The organism is Halostella sp. PRR32 (assembly GCF_034808085.1).
GTDB classification, from domain to species: Archaea; Halobacteriota; Halobacteria; order Halobacteriales; family Natronoarchaeaceae; genus Halostella; species Halostella pelagica.
This window is the reverse complement of record NZ_JAXHGL010000004.1, coordinates 76,395-92,828: the sequence shown is the minus strand read 5'-3', so window position 1 is coordinate 92,828 and position 16,434 is coordinate 76,395. Positions and strand designations below refer to the sequence as shown.

16 protein-coding genes and 1 pseudogene are annotated in these 16,434 nt (G+C 59.4%); 7 read left to right on the top strand and 10 right to left on the bottom strand.

Annotated elements, in window-relative coordinates; translation table 11 throughout:
* Positions 1 to 362 precede the first annotated feature (362 nt).
* Positions 363 to 732 (top strand): annotated as a pseudogene (locus SM753_RS14575) (hypothetical protein); the annotation flags it as partial.
* 740 nt (positions 733 to 1,472) lie between these two features.
* Here the strand turns inward: SM753_RS14575 and SM753_RS14570 are convergent.
* Positions 1,473 to 2,138 (bottom strand): hypothetical protein, encoded by a 666-nt coding sequence (locus SM753_RS14570; RefSeq protein WP_369335364.1) that lies wholly within the window; start codon positions 2,136 to 2,138, stop codon positions 1,473 to 1,475.
* A gap of 854 nt (positions 2,139 to 2,992) precedes the next feature.
* Positions 2,993 to 3,199 carry a hypothetical protein gene (locus SM753_RS14565; protein ID WP_135536025.1) on the bottom strand — a complete coding sequence of 69 codons (207 nt, stop codon included), beginning with the start codon at positions 3,197 to 3,199 and terminating at the stop codon, positions 2,993 to 2,995.
* Positions 3,200 to 3,308: 109 nt separating this feature from the next.
* Here SM753_RS14565 and SM753_RS14560 point away from each other — a divergent pair, with 109 nt between their 5' ends.
* Positions 3,309 to 4,196, top strand: coding sequence for a DMT family transporter (locus tag SM753_RS14560; RefSeq protein ID WP_323192156.1), 888 nt, complete (start codon positions 3,309 to 3,311; stop codon positions 4,194 to 4,196).
* 23 nt (positions 4,197 to 4,219) lie between these two features.
* Here SM753_RS14560 and SM753_RS14555 read toward each other — a convergent pair whose 3' ends face one another.
* The 6 genes from SM753_RS14555 to SM753_RS14530 form a co-directional block, all read right to left on the bottom strand.
* Positions 4,220 to 4,645 carry a universal stress protein gene (locus SM753_RS14555; protein WP_323192155.1) on the bottom strand — a complete coding sequence of 142 codons (426 nt, stop codon included), beginning with the start codon at positions 4,643 to 4,645 and terminating at the stop codon, positions 4,220 to 4,222.
* A gap of 89 nt (positions 4,646 to 4,734) precedes the next feature.
* Positions 4,735 to 5,607 carry a DMT family transporter gene (locus SM753_RS14550; RefSeq protein WP_135536028.1) on the bottom strand — a complete coding sequence of 291 codons (873 nt, stop codon included), beginning with the start codon at positions 5,605 to 5,607 and terminating at the stop codon, positions 4,735 to 4,737.
* A 6-nt stretch (positions 5,608 to 5,613) separates the two neighbouring features.
* Entirely contained in the window at positions 5,614 to 6,441 is an 828-nt protein-coding gene (locus SM753_RS14545) for an aspartate dehydrogenase (protein WP_138798729.1), read from the bottom strand.
* A gap of 113 nt (positions 6,442 to 6,554) precedes the next feature.
* Positions 6,555 to 7,373 carry a 3-(cis-5,6-dihydroxycyclohexa-1,3-dien-1-yl)propanoate dehydrogenase gene (hcaB, locus tag SM753_RS14540; RefSeq protein ID WP_323192154.1) on the bottom strand — a complete coding sequence of 273 codons (819 nt, stop codon included), beginning with the start codon at positions 7,371 to 7,373 and terminating at the stop codon, positions 6,555 to 6,557.
* Between the two features lie 144 nt (positions 7,374 to 7,517).
* Positions 7,518 to 8,528 carry an ABC transporter substrate-binding protein gene (locus tag SM753_RS14535; protein WP_323192153.1) on the bottom strand — a complete coding sequence of 337 codons (1,011 nt, stop codon included), beginning with the start codon at positions 8,526 to 8,528 and terminating at the stop codon, positions 7,518 to 7,520.
* Positions 8,529 to 8,734: 206 nt separating this feature from the next.
* Positions 8,735 to 9,163 (bottom strand): VOC family protein, encoded by a 429-nt coding sequence (locus tag SM753_RS14530; protein WP_323192152.1) that lies wholly within the window; start codon positions 9,161 to 9,163, stop codon positions 8,735 to 8,737.
* 184 nt (positions 9,164 to 9,347) lie between these two features.
* Between SM753_RS14530 and SM753_RS14525 the strand changes: the two genes are divergently transcribed.
* From SM753_RS14525 to SM753_RS14515, 3 genes are read left to right on the top strand one after another with little or no spacing between them, the layout of a single operon-like run.
* Complete coding sequence (locus SM753_RS14525; protein ID WP_323192151.1) at positions 9,348 to 10,721, top strand: Rieske 2Fe-2S domain-containing protein; 1,374 nt, start codon at positions 9,348 to 9,350, stop codon at positions 10,719 to 10,721.
* Positions 10,722 to 11,237: a 3-phenylpropionate/cinnamic acid dioxygenase subunit beta gene (locus tag SM753_RS14520; RefSeq protein ID WP_135536034.1), complete on the top strand. Its 516-nt coding sequence runs from the start codon at positions 10,722 to 10,724 to the stop codon at positions 11,235 to 11,237. It begins immediately after the preceding gene.
* Complete coding sequence (locus tag SM753_RS14515; protein WP_323192150.1) at positions 11,234 to 11,695, top strand: hypothetical protein; 462 nt, start codon at positions 11,234 to 11,236, stop codon at positions 11,693 to 11,695. Before SM753_RS14520 ends, SM753_RS14515 begins: the two co-directional genes overlap by 4 nt.
* Positions 11,696 to 11,728: 33 nt before the next feature.
* Here the strand turns inward: SM753_RS14515 and SM753_RS14510 are convergent, their stop codons facing one another.
* Complete coding sequence (locus SM753_RS14510) at positions 11,729 to 12,604, bottom strand: alpha/beta fold hydrolase (protein WP_323192149.1); 876 nt, start codon at positions 12,602 to 12,604, stop codon at positions 11,729 to 11,731.
* A gap of 95 nt (positions 12,605 to 12,699) precedes the next feature.
* On the bottom strand, positions 12,700 to 14,361 hold the full coding sequence (locus tag SM753_RS14505) for a thiamine pyrophosphate-binding protein (RefSeq protein ID WP_323192148.1): 1,662 nt from the start codon (positions 14,359 to 14,361) through the stop codon (positions 12,700 to 12,702).
* 187 nt (positions 14,362 to 14,548) lie between these two features.
* On the opposite strand from SM753_RS14505, the gene SM753_RS14500 reads away from it, so the two are divergent.
* Both SM753_RS14500 and SM753_RS14495 read left to right on the top strand, forming a co-directional pair.
* A complete protein-coding gene (locus SM753_RS14500; RefSeq protein WP_168193015.1) occupies positions 14,549 to 15,361 on the top strand; it encodes an ABC transporter permease in 813 nt (270 codons plus the stop codon).
* Complete coding sequence (locus SM753_RS14495; RefSeq protein WP_135536039.1) at positions 15,358 to 16,185, top strand: ABC transporter permease; 828 nt, start codon at positions 15,358 to 15,360, stop codon at positions 16,183 to 16,185. The genes SM753_RS14500 and SM753_RS14495 overlap by 4 nt, the downstream gene beginning before the upstream one ends.
* Positions 16,186 to 16,434: the final 249 nt, after the last annotated feature.

The window sequence follows — 16,434 nt, the reverse complement described above, 5'->3', positions numbered from 1 at the left end:
AGAATCAGATATGCGGCATGAGTCCCGCGGGATAGGCAGGCGAGAACCGCGATTGGGATCTCGTCGATCCGGACGGAAAGTCGGCTGCTGAGGTCGGCCGAATCCGCGACGAGACCGAACGTCACGTGAACGACCTGTTCGATGAAGTTGACCCCTGGCGCTGAACACGCGAGTCATCACGTATTTCGAAATCTCCGTTTAGTCGAATCGGTTAACTGCGAGCGGGTGTCCGTGTCCAATCGACTGCGTTCCTTCGTAGCTGTTCATGCGAGACCACTATAGTAGTCTCTGAAACGATTCACACCCAGATCGCATCGCTGCCGTGCGATCTGGTGTGCAATGACTTTCAGTGGCTACTATAGCAGAAGGAGCACTCCGAACACGATGACATCCGGCAGTACTCGTTGTTTCTGACCAACACCGGCAGCGCATTTCTCACTGAATACGGACATCGGTGGGAGATCGAGAGCGGCTACAGGCCGATCAAGCGGTTTATCTTCGGAACAGGTGCTACAACCCCGCCGTTTACGTCGGGGAAGATGTCACGACTGCGACGACCTCGAAGAATCTCGGGCTGCGGTTCTTTTACTTCACGTTCACGTGTCTTCTCTACTCGATTTGACGTGCTTTCGATCTACTCGTGCAGGTCGAATTAATTGGTGGGTACGAGCGTACCGATTGTGACGGCCGATAATACGCTCACGCTGTTAGAAGGAGACGGGACTTGGGTAGACGCATACTCAGTCCGGGTGTGCGCCGAGGTTCAAACTGGCAACACTGTAACTGTCTCGAAAATTCTCCGAAATAGTTGATAACGGGCAGGAATGGCGGTCGAGAGCCGGTTTAAGCAGTTTCCGGTCACGGGTTCGGACTAAATCATCCAGTACGACCCCGCTAAACCCACTGTAACCCCTACCGGCGATAGTTCGTATTCTATATCGCACTATGGGATTTATACTTTCTCCTAAACGAGAAAATTCCTGCGCCCTCTTGCGGTTTCGGTCGAAAATGAGCGGCAACTACTCCACTCACGTTTAGCCCAGAAAACAGCAGTAGAATTCCGTGGGGCGACGCTGTCGGGGAAGCCGCCAAGTGCAAACTCAGCTGAAATGACGTTACTCCCGGGTCAGCGCCGGGGACACGCCATTCGACACTTCGGGCCCCGCTCAGCGACTTAGCCATTGAATTGATCGAATCGGAAGTCACACGACACACCTGTCAGTCCGAATATATCCTGGGTGCCGAACAAACTGTATTGCCGGCGGAGTGTTGCCTGATCTGTAGCCGTTGGGGAGCTAAACCCATGGTGATGCTCTCTTGACACCGCTTTGTTCGATGTCACCTCTCATGCAAGCACCACTACACGTACGTGTTTCGCAGGACGAAGCGATGTCTACATGACCCGAATCGATCAAATGCCGTTCGTTCGTCGGTGACGTTGGGACTCGGAGGCTACTCCCGTTCCACGGCAGTCATCTGGTATTAACGGAGCTTCCCGATACCCGTGCTCGACGGCCTTTCTCCACCGAATCGGTAGTATCAGCGGTCCGCTCGCCGGCTTCGGTCTCGGCGGTGAACTCGAATTCGAGTTGACCGTCGAGGACGTATGTTCGGTCAGTTAGCCCCGGTTCCGTGAGTTCGACGGTATTCTCAACGACGAGTTGGCGGGCTGATTCCGGCCATTGGGTGACCGAGAGGTCGATGAATGCGGTCTCATCGGCAAGTTCACCGAACCGGTGGACTTTGACGACCGCAGCCATCCCGTCCCGGAACAGTGACACGGATGGGTGGGGGCTGTGGTCACCCATGAACGGCCCTCGGAGAGAAACCTGCGGTGGGGTCTCGCCACCGTCCGGTGCTATGAACCGTTGTGTGAACGACTGCAGTTTGGTGTCCTCACGGTGCGAAATCGTCGTGCGGAGAGTGCTCGGCAAAGGGGCAAACCTGGGGTCGACACCCACGGTGGCGAGATCCACGTCGTTTCCGCGAAATTCGAGATACTTCGCGTTATCCCGAGGATTGTCGTCGGCCTTTACCGTCGGGTCCGTGTATTCGGTTCGCGATCCGGTGGAGCTACACCCCGCAACGATGGTGGAGGCGGCGGTCAGGGCGGACGCGAGGAATGCGCGGCGGCGCATACCTGTCGGTTCGTTGGCAGCATCAAGAACGTTCTGGAACTGGCACCGTACCCTGAATCCGGGCGCTCTCTTTAACGTAGTCAGCGCCCGACGGTGTGGTGACTACACGTTCTCTACCAGGGTTTCAACAGAGCCCACGGGGAGAACTCATAGGTCATCTGTACAGTGGCGAACCCCCCGGGCAACGAGTGAATGCTATGCTAATACCCGGAGGTAGATACTCGCTTTTGGTGTTTCAGTACTTGTATCGGAGGGATCGGCTTAACGACGAGAAACTGCGTCGAGAACTGTTCTGCGTGCTTCGATTGCGTAATCCACGCTTCAATACTGTAGCCAAAAGTACTGTCTCCTTCTACGGCTAGGGACTCTCTGTAAACCAAATATTGCTATATGCAATTAACAACTCTCGGCTTTCACTTCGCTTCCTCGTCGCTGGCAGCAGGGTCAGGAGTACTACTATTGGAGTTCGATCTATACAGGTTGACTCCGAGTCCGGCCGCGAATGCGAGAATCCCGGCTCCAACTATCCACAGCAGGTTGGGGTGAGCGAATCCGAGGTGGGCTGGTACTACCATAGGTCGAAGACGGAGAGAAGATCTGATAATTCCTTCTATCTTCGAAAGGCATCTACGGAACCTCCGGGTGTCAGCGAGATGCACAGTACTGGTCCAGTGAGACTGTTCGAGAAGAGGCATCGTTGACCGGCGACTGCGGACATCGGACGAAACGGCTGTCTCTGTGCGAGTTTCTGCGTGAACATCCACGTAACCGGGGATGGAAGCCTACCGCAGCGGCGAACGATACATATCTTACATCCGTTGTACGTCGATCAAATCGCCGTACTGCTGATGTCCTTACTCGATAGACGACGGGAGGTTGTCAGCGAGACGTTTCATCTCCTGGGTCCGCCAGTCGTTGAACACTGGGCAGGTCTGCTCGGATTCCGTCGCCAGTTCGGAAACGAGCGACTGACGGAGGTCGTGGTCACAGCCGGCCGAGAACTTCTGCCGATGTGGGCAGAAGCCACAACATTCAGGGAATGCAGTCTCTCCAGTAGCCATATCTATCTCTGACGTATGCTGCTACAAAAACGTTTTGTCAGCCATCTGTTCTCTGTGCATTATAAGCGAAAGGGATTTAAGTACTCGCGTTCAGGAACGCGGTATCGAGATGTCCTATCGGCAGTATTACCCGATCGTAGCGGGTGTTTTGTGGGGGACGGCGTATCCGTCGCTCCAGGTGCTGCTGGGTCCGTTCACACCAGCGGAGGTCGTCCTCTTTCGGGTCGTTCTGGGAACACTATTCCTCGGCGGGGTTTTGGCCGTGATCTACGGCCGCGAACCGTTCATAGTCGAGAGGGCACATCTCCTCCCACTCACGGTTCTCGGGTGGACGAGCGTCGCGTTGTTCTATCTCTTGCAGACCGTCGCGGTTCAGCACTCTACACCGGTGAACGTCTCATTCATAATTTCGACGTATCCGATTTTCGTCTCTGTCGTTGCCCCACTTCTCCTGGCAACTCGCCTTCGCCTCGCCGACGGTATCGGGTTGACTCTCGCACTCACCGGCGTCTACGTTATCGTTGGCAACGGACGTATCATCGACCTCTTCAGTTCGCCGACTTTCGTCGGTGACCTACTCGCACTCGCCGGGTCGCTGTCGTTCATGTGTTATCTGTTGTTGACTCGCTACTGGAACGGGCGCTTTGACCTCGACTATCTTTCCGTGACTTTCTTCGCTCACTTCCTCTCGATTCCGCCGCTGGTCGTATTCTTCCTCACGAGAGAGGAATTCGTTCGGCCGACTCCGAGTCTGTCGTCCGTACTCGTACTGTGTTATCTGGCTATCGTCGTGACTGGCGGGGGGTTACTGCTTCTCAACGCAGGCCTCGAACAGGCAACTGCGCCCGTTGCCGCGCTCCGCTTGCTCGTGATCCCGCTCGTCTCGACGCTCCTGTCTGTCGCCCTCCTCGACGAAGTGTTGACCGTTCCGAAGATGCTGGGCGGTGCCGCTATCGGCGTTGGTATCGTCTTACAGTCCGTCTTAACGGACGGCTGAGCCACAGCGTCTGTGTTTCGACGCTAGGATTCGTCGGGGACTGCGACCACGGGCATATCCGCATGCAACAGGATGGACTGCGTTGTACTGCCGAGTAGAGCCTTCCCGACTGGTGATCGTTTTCGCGACCCGATGACGACGTAGGAGACGTCCCTCGACTGGGCCGCTTCGAGAATCACGGACGCGGGCGTTCCGACACGACCAGCGACTGTGACATCGTCCGCGCGTTCGAGCGCGTCTCCCACGAGCCGATCAGCCACCTGTTTCGCGTCGTGGGTGGCGTCGTCGCGGAAGTAGTCGTCCGCGTTCTCCGCACGTCGCTCGTAGGACTCTTCTGTGATGACGTGGAGTGCGACCAGCTCCTCGTCGTGAGTATCCGCCAGATCCTTCGCGACGGTGATTACTCGATCCGCTCCTTCCGTGTCGTTTACAGCTACGAGTACTGCCATCGTTGGTAGTAGTACGAATATACGGAGAAAAGTGTTTGTGTCGACCGAACGCGCGAGCCGTGGTGAAACACCGTATCTCTCCGGACGGTTCACGTCGAGGTGGCCAACAGAACGACGCCGGCGACGACGGTCGCAGTCCCGACGAACACTCGCTTGCTGAACACTTCGTCGCTCCGAACGAATAGCCCCGTCAACAGCAGGACGAACAGGGGTGACGCGTTGAAGATCGGTGTTACGATCGTAACCTTCCCGAGGCTGATCGCCGCATACAGCGATGCGAGGCCGATACTGGAGACGACGCCGGCGGCACCGAAGGTCACCAGTTCCTGACGGGGTGCGGTGAGCGTACGCAACCGACCGGTCAGGGCCAGTCCGACTACCACGATTACGAAGGACGTGGTCAGATTCACCGCGGCTCCGATAGTCGGTGCGGCGACGAGACCGGTACCGAGCTTTCGGAAGATCTGGACTGTACCGTACGTGACCGCCCCGAAAACGGGGTAGAGTAGGTCGATGCGACGGATCTGGAAGTCACTGTCTCCCTTGACAGTGGCGAGTAAAACGCCACCGACGACGGCGAGCAGTACCCCGCTGTAGCCAGCGAACGACAGGCGTTCACCCAGCAAAACGATGGCGAGGACGACGGAGACAAGCGGGTTCATGTTGCTGATCGGCGAGACGAGGTTCACACCGACTCGCTGGATGCCGACGTAGTTGGCGAGGCGGCCGAGCGCGGGGGCGAACACCCCTGCGAGGATGAACCATCTCCAGGCCCAGAGGTCGACGATGACCTCGTACTGGATGGCACTCAGTATCCAGAGGACGACGACGTTGACGGCCATCGTCACGACGAGTGCGACCAGCGGGCTGGAATTTTTCACGCCGACCCTCACCAGAACCGTCGAGACAGCGAAGGCGAACGCAGTGAGAAGCGCAAGGAAGATGGGGAGGAGCGTCTCCATCCGTCATCAGGTCCCGACGCGCAGCGTAGCGCTCAGTCCACGGAGCTTCTCGATAGCGGAAATCGCCGCGAGATAGCTCGTTTTCGGGTTCGTCGGGGAGGGCACGTTCCGAACGGTCGTCTCGATGGAACCCATCTCGCCGGTCGCCTCTATCTGGTGGACGTTGTTCTCCTCCGCCGGGTCAGCGACGATCTGCACCGTGGTTTCGTCAGGACCGATCCCCGCCAAACTTAGCGCCATTGCGACGTTGATGTTCGAGGGGAACGCCGACGCCGCTTCGGTTGCCGGCCCCTCGAAGACCGTCGTTGCCGTCTCGAAGTCCTGAACGTCGATGTCGTTCTCAAGGAGGTACGGTGCGCCTTCCAGCCCTGCCGGATTCTTCGTCGTCGTGAGTGAGACCGCCTCGAGATCGCCGGTCAGAGAAGCGGCCTTCACCGCGTCGAGACCCGCGATGGCTCCGGACGGGACATGAACGATCCGGTCCTGTTCGTCGGCAGCGCGGAGGATCTGACGCCGAAGGTCGGCGTCTGCGAGTGCGCCGGCACTTAACAGCAGTACGTCACATCCCGCTTCGAGGCTCGGGACGGTAACGTCTGCAACTGCGGATTGACCGGCGGCTTCGACGACGAGATCGACGTCACGGGAAAGCGCCGTGATTTCATCGACAGCCGTCGGCTGGTCTCGTTCCTCGAACGAGTCGACGACGGCTTGGCGTTTCTCCGGGTTCCGGTCGTAGATACGCGCGAGGTCAGCGTCTATTGTCCCGTTGGCGAATGCACGGGCGATTTCTTGACCGATGGTTCCACACCCGATAAGACCGACTGTGAACGTCATATCGGGATAGTCGAAACACGGGGCCAAAAATCATTGGGGAGCGGCGAAGTTCCCGTCCCGCTCCCACCCAGAGTGGCAGAACCCGTCTATCGCTGCGGCTTTCCCGAGTTTCCCTAGAGCCCGTCCGCGACGAACTCGGCTGCGCGTCCGGCAACGGACGTGATTCCGTGAACGGACCGTCCCAGGTCGGCGCGGATGATGGTTCCCGTCATCGGCCGCGAGTTCTCCGGCGACGCGAGCAGAACGTATGCGCCTGTGTAGTCTTCCGGCGTCGGGACGAAATCGAGTGGATGATTGGAGCTGTCGAACTCCTCGGGTGCTACGATCGCTTGCTCGCCGCCCATCGCATCGGTCGCGCTGAGGTCCGTTGGAACGTAGCCGGGAGCGACGGCGTTGACGCGAACCGTCGGTGCGAGTTCGAACGCGAGCTGTTTGACGATCCCTGCGATGGCGTGTTTCGACGGGACGTAGAGGATGCCGCCGCCGTCGGGATGGAAACTCGCCTGTGATGCGGTAAACACCATCTGGCCGTCGGTCTTCGCGAGTTCTGGAAGCGCTGCACGCGCCCCCAGGATGTAGCCGAGCACGTTGACTTCGAAGAGTTCGCCGAAGCTCTCCTCGACGTCGTCGGCGTCCAGTTCGGGGAGCGAGACGTTGTCGTCGAAAACGCCGGCGTTCCCGACGAAGACGTCGAGACGACCGAACGCGTCGACAGCCGCCGTAACAGCACGCTCGTTGTCTTCGAGTGAGGTCACGTCCCCGTGGACGGTCACTACGTCGTCGCGCTCCGCTTCGAGGGCATCGAGACCGTCTTCGTCCACGTCGAGGACCGCCACTTTGGCGCCTTCGTCGAGGAACCGATCAACGACGGCACGTCCGAGCCCGGATCCTCCGCCGGTTATCAGTACTACTTGTTCGTCGAGCCAGGTCATTACACACCACAATGGGTGACCCCATGCATAAGTCTATTCGGGTACAGGTGACCGTCCGGGACAGTCGGTTTATAACGGGGTAGAACAGGGGGCTATTGGCCCAGAGGTGTTTGCTGCCATCGCGCTGCGGCCGTTTCTCGTCGATCAGGGGAGGTGGTTGAGGTTGTAGAGGTTGCTGATGTCTACAGGTTCGTCTATCCACCCGATTTCGGCGGTGAGATCGTTGATCCGCTTCAGACTCTCCGTCATCGGTTGCACGCTGTGTTCGTAACTGGGGAGATCGAGGTACGTATCCTTTGGCGTCTCGACGAAGCCGGCGTCGTGGATCGCCGTTTTGGCCTCCTCTTTGTTTTCGCTGTAGTAGTCGACTGCAGTCGAGTAGTCCTCGAGGAACTTCTCGAGGGCGTCGGTGTTCTCGTTGATGAACTTGTCCGAGAACCAGAGTTCCATCAGGTCGTGTTCCCATCCGGTCGTATCGATGACGTTGAATATTCCCTTCAGGTCGTGTTTCCCCTTCGCCATCCGCTCGAAGACGGGCGGGAACATCGCGGTGTCGACCTGGCCATCGCTTACCGCTTCACCCATCGTCGGGAACGGGGTCTTCACCAGTTCCACGTCTTCTCCGGGTTCGAGGCCGACCTTCCGCACTGCCGCCTGTGCCCACAGGTCACACCACGACTTGAACGCACAGATGCCGATCTTCTTCCCTTCGAGCGATTCCTTGTTGAGGCCGTTCATATCCGAATCGGGCCGAACGAGGAACTTCTCGTGGAACGCGTCGCGCCGTTCCTGAGCGATGTTCGAAACGACACTCAACGGGAGCTCGTTGGCCGTCGAGAATATCGCGGTGACCGCTGCTGACGTACCCGCTTGCAGTTCACCCGCCTGGAACGCCTGGAGCCGCTGGTTGTTCGCTGGGAAGGCTTTGAACTCGGCTTCGTACGCGTCGCCCCAGTGGTCGAGGATATCCGATTTCGCGTCCATGAGCCACAGCGGCTCCTCGGACGCGATACCGTGACCCAGAGTGATCGACGGCGTGGATGATTCGTTCCCGGTGATGCTGCTGAGACAGCCGGCCAGGCCACCGACAGCCATTGCGCTACCGGTTGCTTTCAATACGCTCCGCCTGTCTGCATGAGTATCTCCCTCAAGCATGAATGAATCAATTACGACAGGGGCGTATAAAGATGTTGGTGAAATCCGGGATCATTGAAGGCGGAATTAAAAAACGACGAATGATTCACCCACCAACAGTGGGGAAAAATCCGTTGCGCCGGTGAATCTCACACAGTCGGTCGTAACTCCGTGATGCTATTCGTCGTTTCGGATGCCGACATCTTCGGGGGCTCTATCGGACTGCATCACTCCGCCGGCGGCTCCATCAACTCGACGTAATTGCCGTCCGGGTCGCGCATGTACGTTATCTGTGCCCCGTTCCCGACGGTTTTCGGTTCATTGACGAACTCAGCCTCGGACTGCAGATCCTCGTAGAGCGCCCAGACGTCGTCGACTTCGAGGCAAACGTGCCCAACGCCGACATCGTGACCGTCCGCAGAATCGTGTACGTTGTCGTTGGCCGGCGCATCGTAGGCGATCAACTCGATCGAGAATCCTCCGGCATCGAGGAACGTGATGTCCCCTTCGACACCGTCGACGCCGACGATGTCACCTTGCACCTCACTGATCGGGAACTCGCGGTCGACCTCGAGGCCGAGCAGATCGCGGTAGAACGCGAGTGCGTCATCCATATCTGATACGTTCAGCCCGTAGTGTGTGGCAGTAGCAACCATCAGTCCACGCGGAAGGACTTCCTCTCTATACATAACCGTTGTGGGGTGAGGATTCACTCGGGGTCCAGTCCCGACCGACGCTTTGACGCCGATAAAACCGATTCATCCGTCCGTTACGCGACGTGCGAGAGATACTGACTGAGGACAAAATTTAAGCGCAAGCGGGTCACTCTGTCAAAACACGATGTCACAAGGAGCTGACGAACCAGATTCGAGTATGGAATCCGGTTTCAACCGGGTTCAGCGGATTCTGGATGACATGGGCGACTCCCTCGACGTGGGCGAAGTCCCCATGGAGATCCTGAATAACGACGCCGTGTACGAGGAGGAACTGGACCGGATCTTCGGACAGACCTGGGTTTACATCGGTCACGAATCCGAAGTCCCCGAACCCGGGGATTACAGGCAACGGACGATCGGCGAGGACCCGTTTATCTTCGTCCGGGACGAGGACGGCGAGTTCCGTGTCCTGTTCAATAGCTGTCGGCACCGCGGAGCGAACGTCTGTCGCGCCGAAAAAGGCAACACCTCTCACTTCCGGTGTCCGTACCACGGGTGGACGTACGACAACTCCGGCGACCTCGTGGGCGTACCGCAGAAGTCCGCGGGCTTCGACCATCTCGATGCGGACGACCACGGGCTCCACCAGGCACCCCACGTCGACGATTACAAGGGTCTCGTGTTCGCGTGTATCGCACCCGAAGCCCCGCCGCTCGAAGAGCACCTCGGCGGCGCGACGTGGTTCCTTGACATGTACTTCGACCTCATCGATATGGAGGTAATTGGGGACCCCCACCGATGGGAAGTGGAAAACGACTGGAAGACCCCGACCGAGAATTTCTACGGCGATAACTATCACATCCCGATGGGGCATAAGTCGGCTATCGAAGCCGGCGTCGGAAGCGATACGGCGACGGGCGAGAAGGAAAGCGAACTGTACGGCATCGCGGATTGCGACGGCCACGCGTTCAGTTTCTACCAGATCGAGTCCGACGAACCGAGCTACTGGGGACACCCGCCGGAAGTCGTCGAGACGTTCAATCACGACGCTCTCACCGAGGAACAACACGAGGTCGCTCGCAAGTCGGGCGTGACCCTTGGAACGATGTTCCCGAACCTCTCGTTCATCTTCCTCGGCGGCCGGGACGACCCCGAAAAGGAGTCCGTCGGGACGTTCCTACTGCGGAAGTGGGAGCCGAGGGGTGCCGGGAAGATGGAAGTCGTGAACTGGGTCTTCGCCCCCAAGCACGCATCGGACGAGTACAAAGAGCGCGTCTACGAGGTCGGGATGTCGAGTTTCAGCCCGGCCGGTAACTTCGAGGTCGACGACGTCGGCATCTGGTACGGCATCGACGATGCCGCGGGCAGCGTCTTCGCCCGGAAAAACGACGTTCACACGAAGTTCACGATGGGTTCGGGCGACAACGCCGCAGCGACCGTCGTCGACGATTGGGTCGGCCCCGGGACCGCTTACCGCGAAGGTGGCATGACCGACGAGAACCAACTGGACTTCTACCGGACCTGGTACGAGACCATGACGGACAACGGAGGGATGTAGATGCAGGGAGAGACGACTTCGAGCCACGAACTCCGACACGAATGCGAAGCGTTCCTCTATCATACCGCGGAACTGCTGGACAACCGGCAACTGTCCGACTGGCACGACCTCGTGACCGAGGACATCGATTACCGGGTCCCGATCCGAACCACGCGCGAACGGTCGAGCGACACGGAGTTCAGCGACTCCTCGTTTCACATGAAAGAAGACTGGGGGACGCTGAAGGTTCGAACCGAACGGATGAGCAGCGATTTCGCGTGGTCCGAAGACCCGCCGTCTCGAACCCGCCGGAACGTGAGTAACGTCCGTATCGTCGATGACGACGGCACGGAGGTCGAACTCAAGAACAACCTCCTCATCTTCCGCCAGCAGGGGGATGAGACGGAAGCCGACCTGCTTTCGATGGAGCGTCACGATACGCTCCGACGAACCGACGACGGGTTCAAAATCGCCGAACGGCTCGTGTTGCTCGACCACACGATCATCCCGACGAACACCCTCTCGATAATCCTATGACCCCGGAGAACGCGGACGACTCGACTCTCTCATTGCGGTCGGACGACTCCGTGGTCTCCGTCCGGCGTGAACTCACGGCGACCGGCGAGCGGTTGACCCTCGAATCTGACGACGGCGCGACCAGACTGGACGCCCTCGCGCTCGAGAGCCTCACCTGGCAGGACGACGAGTTCTTCACCGAACTGACCGGGTGTGAACACACGCCCGGCCGGAATCCGGTCCGAACCGACGAAGCTCTGCAGGTCGGCAACGAGTACACGACGATTCAACTGGCCGTGGTCGAGACCGACGACGGTCCCCGACTCGAAGTTAGCTCTCATAAGCTCGGATATTCGTGCCGCCTGGGCGTCGCCGAACTCGTCGCGTTGAGCCAGGCGGAGATGGACCTGTTCTCCGAACTTCTGGAAACGCCGCTCGGCCCGGTCGACGACCACGACGACGACCCGCTGTTTCACTAGAGACGATCGACTCGTTTCACTGAGCGATTCGTTTTACTCTGCCTTTCGCGCACGTTCGATGAACTCGGCTGTGATCTCGGCGACAGTCTCCTCGCTCCCGGTGAAGAAATGGTCCGCAGCGATGGGCTCGACTTCCACGAGGGGACTCGCTGTCGCCGTCTCCGCTATCTCCTCTGCCTCGGCCGGGGTGACGTTTCGGTCCGACGAATGGGGGACGAGCAGAATCGGGATCTCGATATCGGGCGTCCAGTCTATCGTCGCGCACTTGCTCTCTGGCGACCGGTACGAGAGGAACGATTCCGCAGTCATCGGGATGTACTCGATGCCGTCACCCACTGGACGCGGCAACGCAACGATCTCGTTTTCCCGTCCGGCGTCCACTAGTTCTCGCGCCTCGTCGACGAAGTCCTCGTACGCCGCGTCCGGGTCATCGGACACCGCTTCGAAGTAACTCCGCGTCGACCGCTCTCGGATGTCGGCGAACGGAGCGGCGAGTACGACTGCGTCGACATCCGGGTCGTTACGCTTCCCCTGGAAGTACGCCGCTTCCGTCGCGCCGAGGCTTCGGCCCCAGATGACGATTTCGCTCGCGCCCTGTTCGGTCGCCCAGTCGACGGCTCCAGCGATATCACGGTCGATCTCAGCGAAATCCGATTTCTCGTAGCCTTTCCCGCTGTTTCGCTTGTTGATCGATACGCATCTGATGCCGGCGCGGGCGAGGGGGTACGCGACCGGGGAGATGCCTGCACCGAGCGCGAACCCACGGAGGCCGTGCAGGAAAACGACGCAGGTCTCTTCGCCGTTGAAAGTCGTATCCCCGCTCGTCATTTCGAAGCCGTCGAACTGGCGTCCGTCGTCCGCTTCGTAATTGATCGCGCGCAAGTCTATGTCGGACGGAGTCGGTTCCATTACTGGCATGGCAACACGTAGTTCGACTCTGTGCTGGGATAAAGATTCTTGCGCAATTCGCAACCGGGTTTACCTGATGTTGCTGGACACGTCCCCTACCAGATCTTCCGGGACACGTACTCCGCCGTCGGGTCGATATGCACGTCGAGTACGACGTGCTCATCTGCACCGAGCGCCGTTTCGAGCGCGGGACGAACCTCTTCGGGGTCCTCGACCGTCACTCCTCGAACGCCGAACGACTCGGCCATCGCTGCGATATCCGCCTGGGGAATATCAGTCGCGATCTCGGCGTGGTCGTCGGACCGCTGGTAGTTCCAGATCATGCCGTACTTGGCGTCGTTCATGACGATAGTGACCGCATCGGTGTCCGTGGAGACTGCCGTCGCCAACTCCATGTTGCACATCAGGAAGCCACCGTCGCCGATCAGATTCACCACCTGGCGGTCAGGGGCAACGAGTTTCGCGGCGTTCCCCGCCGGCACCGGGAACCCCATCGAGTCGTAGAGTCGCGAATGCTGGAACGAGTTCGTCGCGCGGTACTCGAACGCGTCGTTCGGCCAAGCGCCACCTGCAGCACCTGCGTCTCCGGTCACGATGACGTCGTCGTCCGCAACCGCCCGCAACTCGGCCATAATGACGAGCGGGTGGACCGGCGTCTGATCCCGAACTGCGTCGAGATAGTCATCCAGTTCCTCGCTGACTCTCGTTTTCTCGGCCCGGACCGCGTCCCGGTACGAGGGGTCAGTGTTGCCCGCCGTCTCGTCGAGGACGTCTGCGGCTGCACCGAGTACAGTTTCGAGGTCGCCGTTTACGAACGCGGCCGCGTTCGACTGGGGGAACTCGACGTTGCCGGAGTCGAAGTAGACGATATCGACGTCGCTCCGCGTCCGGTCGTCGAGCACCGCCGCTTCGTGGGAGCTCGGTCGCACTCCCACCGAGAGGACGGCATCCGCGTCAGCGAGGGCCGTGACTGCCGCGGGATGGTCGGACATCCCGACCGTGCCGGCGAACGCCTCGTGGTCGTTCGGGAACGAGTCGGGGTAGTGCCGCGGGCAGACGACCGGGCAGTCGAGCGCGTCGGCGACCGCGACTAGTTCATCGGTTGCGAACGCACGCAGGACGCCTTTTCCGGGATAGAGAACGCGCTTCTCCGCCTGTTCGATAGGTTCGAGCGCATCGACGACCGCGTCAGCCGCGGGCGGCGTCTCGGAGATGTGCGTCCAGTCGAACGCCGACTCCGGGATATCGACGGATTCGGTGAGGATCTCTTCGTCGATACCGACGAAGACAGGTCCGGGGCGACCGGTCGTTGCGACGTCGAACGCCCGGTTCAACGCGTCCGGGACGCGCTCGGGGTCGTGGACCTGCGTGCTCCACTTGGTTGCCGGCTCGAACGCCTTCCTGAGGAAATGTTGGTCGTCGACGCCGTGAAGGGACTCCGTCGGGGCGTCTTCGGGTAGTACTGCACTGATGAAGACCATCGGTGAGGCGGCCGTATAGGCCTGAGCGACACCGGTCAGCGCATTTGTACCCCCGGGGCCTGCAACCGTGATCGCGACGCCGGGCTCTCCCGTGAGCCGACCTCTGGTGTCGGCCATAACGGCTGCGTTGTACTCGTGACGTGCGGATATCACATCTACGTCACGTTCGTGAAGGCCGTCGGCGATGTCGACGGTCTGGTTGCCGAGTAGTACGTACGTCTCCGAAATACCGTTCTCCGCGAGCACACGGGCTACGGAGTCTCCTCCTTTTGTCATCACCCACTACTCGTTCAGGTGCGAGGATAAAACTTACTCTCAGATCGAGTTTCTCGGGGAATATGACGGCGGAACAATTACCGGAATCAACAGATACACTTTTTGTGCTTGTCGTCACTCTTGATAGCACGAATGATGAATGGACTCGACCGTACAGACAACTGTGGTGTGTACACCGGAAAATTCCATGAGTACTGAATCAACGACCGAGGGCGGATTCGGCTCCGTCGAGAACGTGGCACGATCGGCTGGGGGGATGCTCGTCCGTAGTTCCCCGGTGCTCGCCCTACTGGCCATCTGGCAAGTAACCGGGCTTCTCGGGGCGTTACCGCCGTACCTACCCGCTCCGACAACGATCCTCAGTAACCTGATCGAGATGATGGAAGAGGGGACGCTGGTGAAAAACGCCTGGGCCACGCTCCAGCTCGTCTACACCGGCTTCTTCGGTGGCGCTGCACTCGGCATCGTCCTCGGCGTCATCACCGGCCGAACCCCGATTTTCGGCCGGCTCTTCGACCCGCTCGTCTCGGCGACCTACCCGATCCCCAAAATCGCGCTCTACCCGATATTCGTGATCATCTTCGGTATCGGCTTCATGTCGAAGGCCATCGTCGTGTTCCTGGCCGCGTTCTACCCGGTGTACATCCACACGTTCGACGGCGTGCGAGGGGTGCCCGAGTTACACGTCTGGTCGGCCCAGAACTTCAACGCGTCCCGATTCCAGATACTCTCGGAAGTCGTCATCCCGGACAGCCTCCCGCAGATCCTCTCCGGACTCCGCGTGGGGCTCGCGCTCTCGTTCATCGTGGTGTTCTCCGCGGAACTCATCCAGTCGGAGTTGGGTCTCGGACAGATGGCGCTCCAGGCGAGACAGTTCAGTAACTTCGAACTCATGTTCAGCGCCATCACGATGATCGCGCTGTTCGGCGTCATCCACGACCGCCTGCTGCTGTTGATCCGGGGTCGACTGCTTCAGTGGCAGGGGGGTGATGACGCATGAGCGTCGGATCCAGTACTCGGAACTGGTTCAACAGCCTGAACGAATGGGCCGAAGACACGACAGCGCCGATCGGATACGTCTCGCTGTTAGCGCTGTTGGTCGCCTGGGAGCTGGCAGCGACGTTCATGAATCCGGCCTACGGACCGCCGCTCATCCCGCACGTGGAAGTTGTCGTCCTCGAACTGTACTCCATGCTCGTCACGGAGGGCACGGCGTACTCGGACATCTTCGCGACCCTGTACCGGGTGCTGGTCGGGTTCTCTGCCGCACTCGTCGTCGGCATTCCGCTGGGCCTGTGGATGGGCTCTGACGAACGCGTCGAATTCGTGCTAGACCCGCTAATCAGCACCCTCTACCCGATTCCGCGTATCGCGTTCTATCCGCTGTTGCTCTCTATCATGGGGCTTGGTCACGCACCGAAACTCGTGATCATCTTCATCGAATCGCTCATCCCCATCCTCCTCGGCGCGTACTACGGTGTTCAGGGAGTGAACAAACTCCACATCTGGTCCGGCAAAAACTTCGGAGCGTCCCGCCTACAGATCTTCCGGAACATCGTTCTCCCTGCGAGTCTCCCGTACATCTTCTCGGGCGTACGAATGGCGATGCCGATCGCGCTCATCGTCACTGTCGTTACCGAACTCGTCGCTTCCAGTGAGGGTATCGGGTACATCATCATCCGCGCTCAGGGCTCGTTCGCGTACGAGACAGTGTTCGCTGGCGTCGTTCTCATCTCCTTGATCGGCATCCTCTTCGACCAGGCTCTCGCACGGCTCAGAGAACGGGTCCTCTTCTGGGCCGGTGACGTTAGCATCGAGATGTAATCGCTCTCAGGCGCGAGCCACTGGCGGTCTTCCTTTCTTCTTCTTTCTTCTGGTCCACAGACCGAACGATACCTATCCGCGCTGCCATCGTTTTGCGCCGTGAATACACTTCTCCGGACGGCACTGACGACATTTCAAGACTGATCCGGTCGCGACGGGACTCCTGCTGTCTCACCGAGACAGCGAGACGCTACACGCTCTCTGTGCAATGAGAACTCAGTTCACCCTCTCCGTAGCGGCAGTTGCGAA

Excerpts from the sequence above, each read along its gene's own strand:
- SM753_RS14570 (WP_369335364.1), bottom strand. The coding sequence starts at position 2,138 with ATGCGCCGCCGCGCATTCCTCGCGTCCGCCCTGACCGCCGCCTCCACC.
- SM753_RS14565 (WP_135536025.1), bottom strand. The coding sequence starts at position 3,199 with ATGGCTACTGGAGAGACTGCATTCCCTGAATGTTGTGGCTTCTGCCCA.
- SM753_RS14560 (WP_323192156.1), top strand. The coding sequence starts at position 3,309 with ATGTCCTATCGGCAGTATTACCCGATCGTAGCGGGTGTTTTGTGGGGG.
- SM753_RS14555 (WP_323192155.1), bottom strand. The coding sequence starts at position 4,645 with ATGGCAGTACTCGTAGCTGTAAACGACACGGAAGGAGCGGATCGAGTA.
- SM753_RS14550 (WP_135536028.1), bottom strand. The coding sequence starts at position 5,607 with ATGGAGACGCTCCTCCCCATCTTCCTTGCGCTTCTCACTGCGTTCGCC.
- SM753_RS14545 (WP_138798729.1), bottom strand. The coding sequence starts at position 6,441 with ATGACGTTCACAGTCGGTCTTATCGGGTGTGGAACCATCGGTCAAGAA.
- hcaB (WP_323192154.1), bottom strand. The coding sequence starts at position 7,373 with ATGACCTGGCTCGACGAACAAGTAGTACTGATAACCGGCGGAGGATCC.
- SM753_RS14535 (WP_323192153.1), bottom strand. The coding sequence starts at position 8,528 with ATGCTTGAGGGAGATACTCATGCAGACAGGCGGAGCGTATTGAAAGCA.
- SM753_RS14530 (WP_323192152.1), bottom strand. The coding sequence starts at position 9,163 with ATGGTTGCTACTGCCACACACTACGGGCTGAACGTATCAGATATGGAT.
- SM753_RS14525 (WP_323192151.1), top strand. The coding sequence starts at position 9,348 with ATGTCACAAGGAGCTGACGAACCAGATTCGAGTATGGAATCCGGTTTC.
- SM753_RS14520 (WP_135536034.1), top strand. The coding sequence starts at position 10,722 with ATGCAGGGAGAGACGACTTCGAGCCACGAACTCCGACACGAATGCGAA.
- SM753_RS14515 (WP_323192150.1), top strand. The coding sequence starts at position 11,234 with ATGACCCCGGAGAACGCGGACGACTCGACTCTCTCATTGCGGTCGGAC.
- SM753_RS14510 (WP_323192149.1), bottom strand. The coding sequence starts at position 12,604 with ATGGAACCGACTCCGTCCGACATAGACTTGCGCGCGATCAATTACGAA.
- SM753_RS14505 (WP_323192148.1), bottom strand. The coding sequence starts at position 14,361 with ATGACAAAAGGAGGAGACTCCGTAGCCCGTGTGCTCGCGGAGAACGGT.
- SM753_RS14500 (WP_168193015.1), top strand. The coding sequence starts at position 14,549 with ATGAGTACTGAATCAACGACCGAGGGCGGATTCGGCTCCGTCGAGAAC.
- SM753_RS14495 (WP_135536039.1), top strand. The coding sequence starts at position 15,358 with ATGAGCGTCGGATCCAGTACTCGGAACTGGTTCAACAGCCTGAACGAA.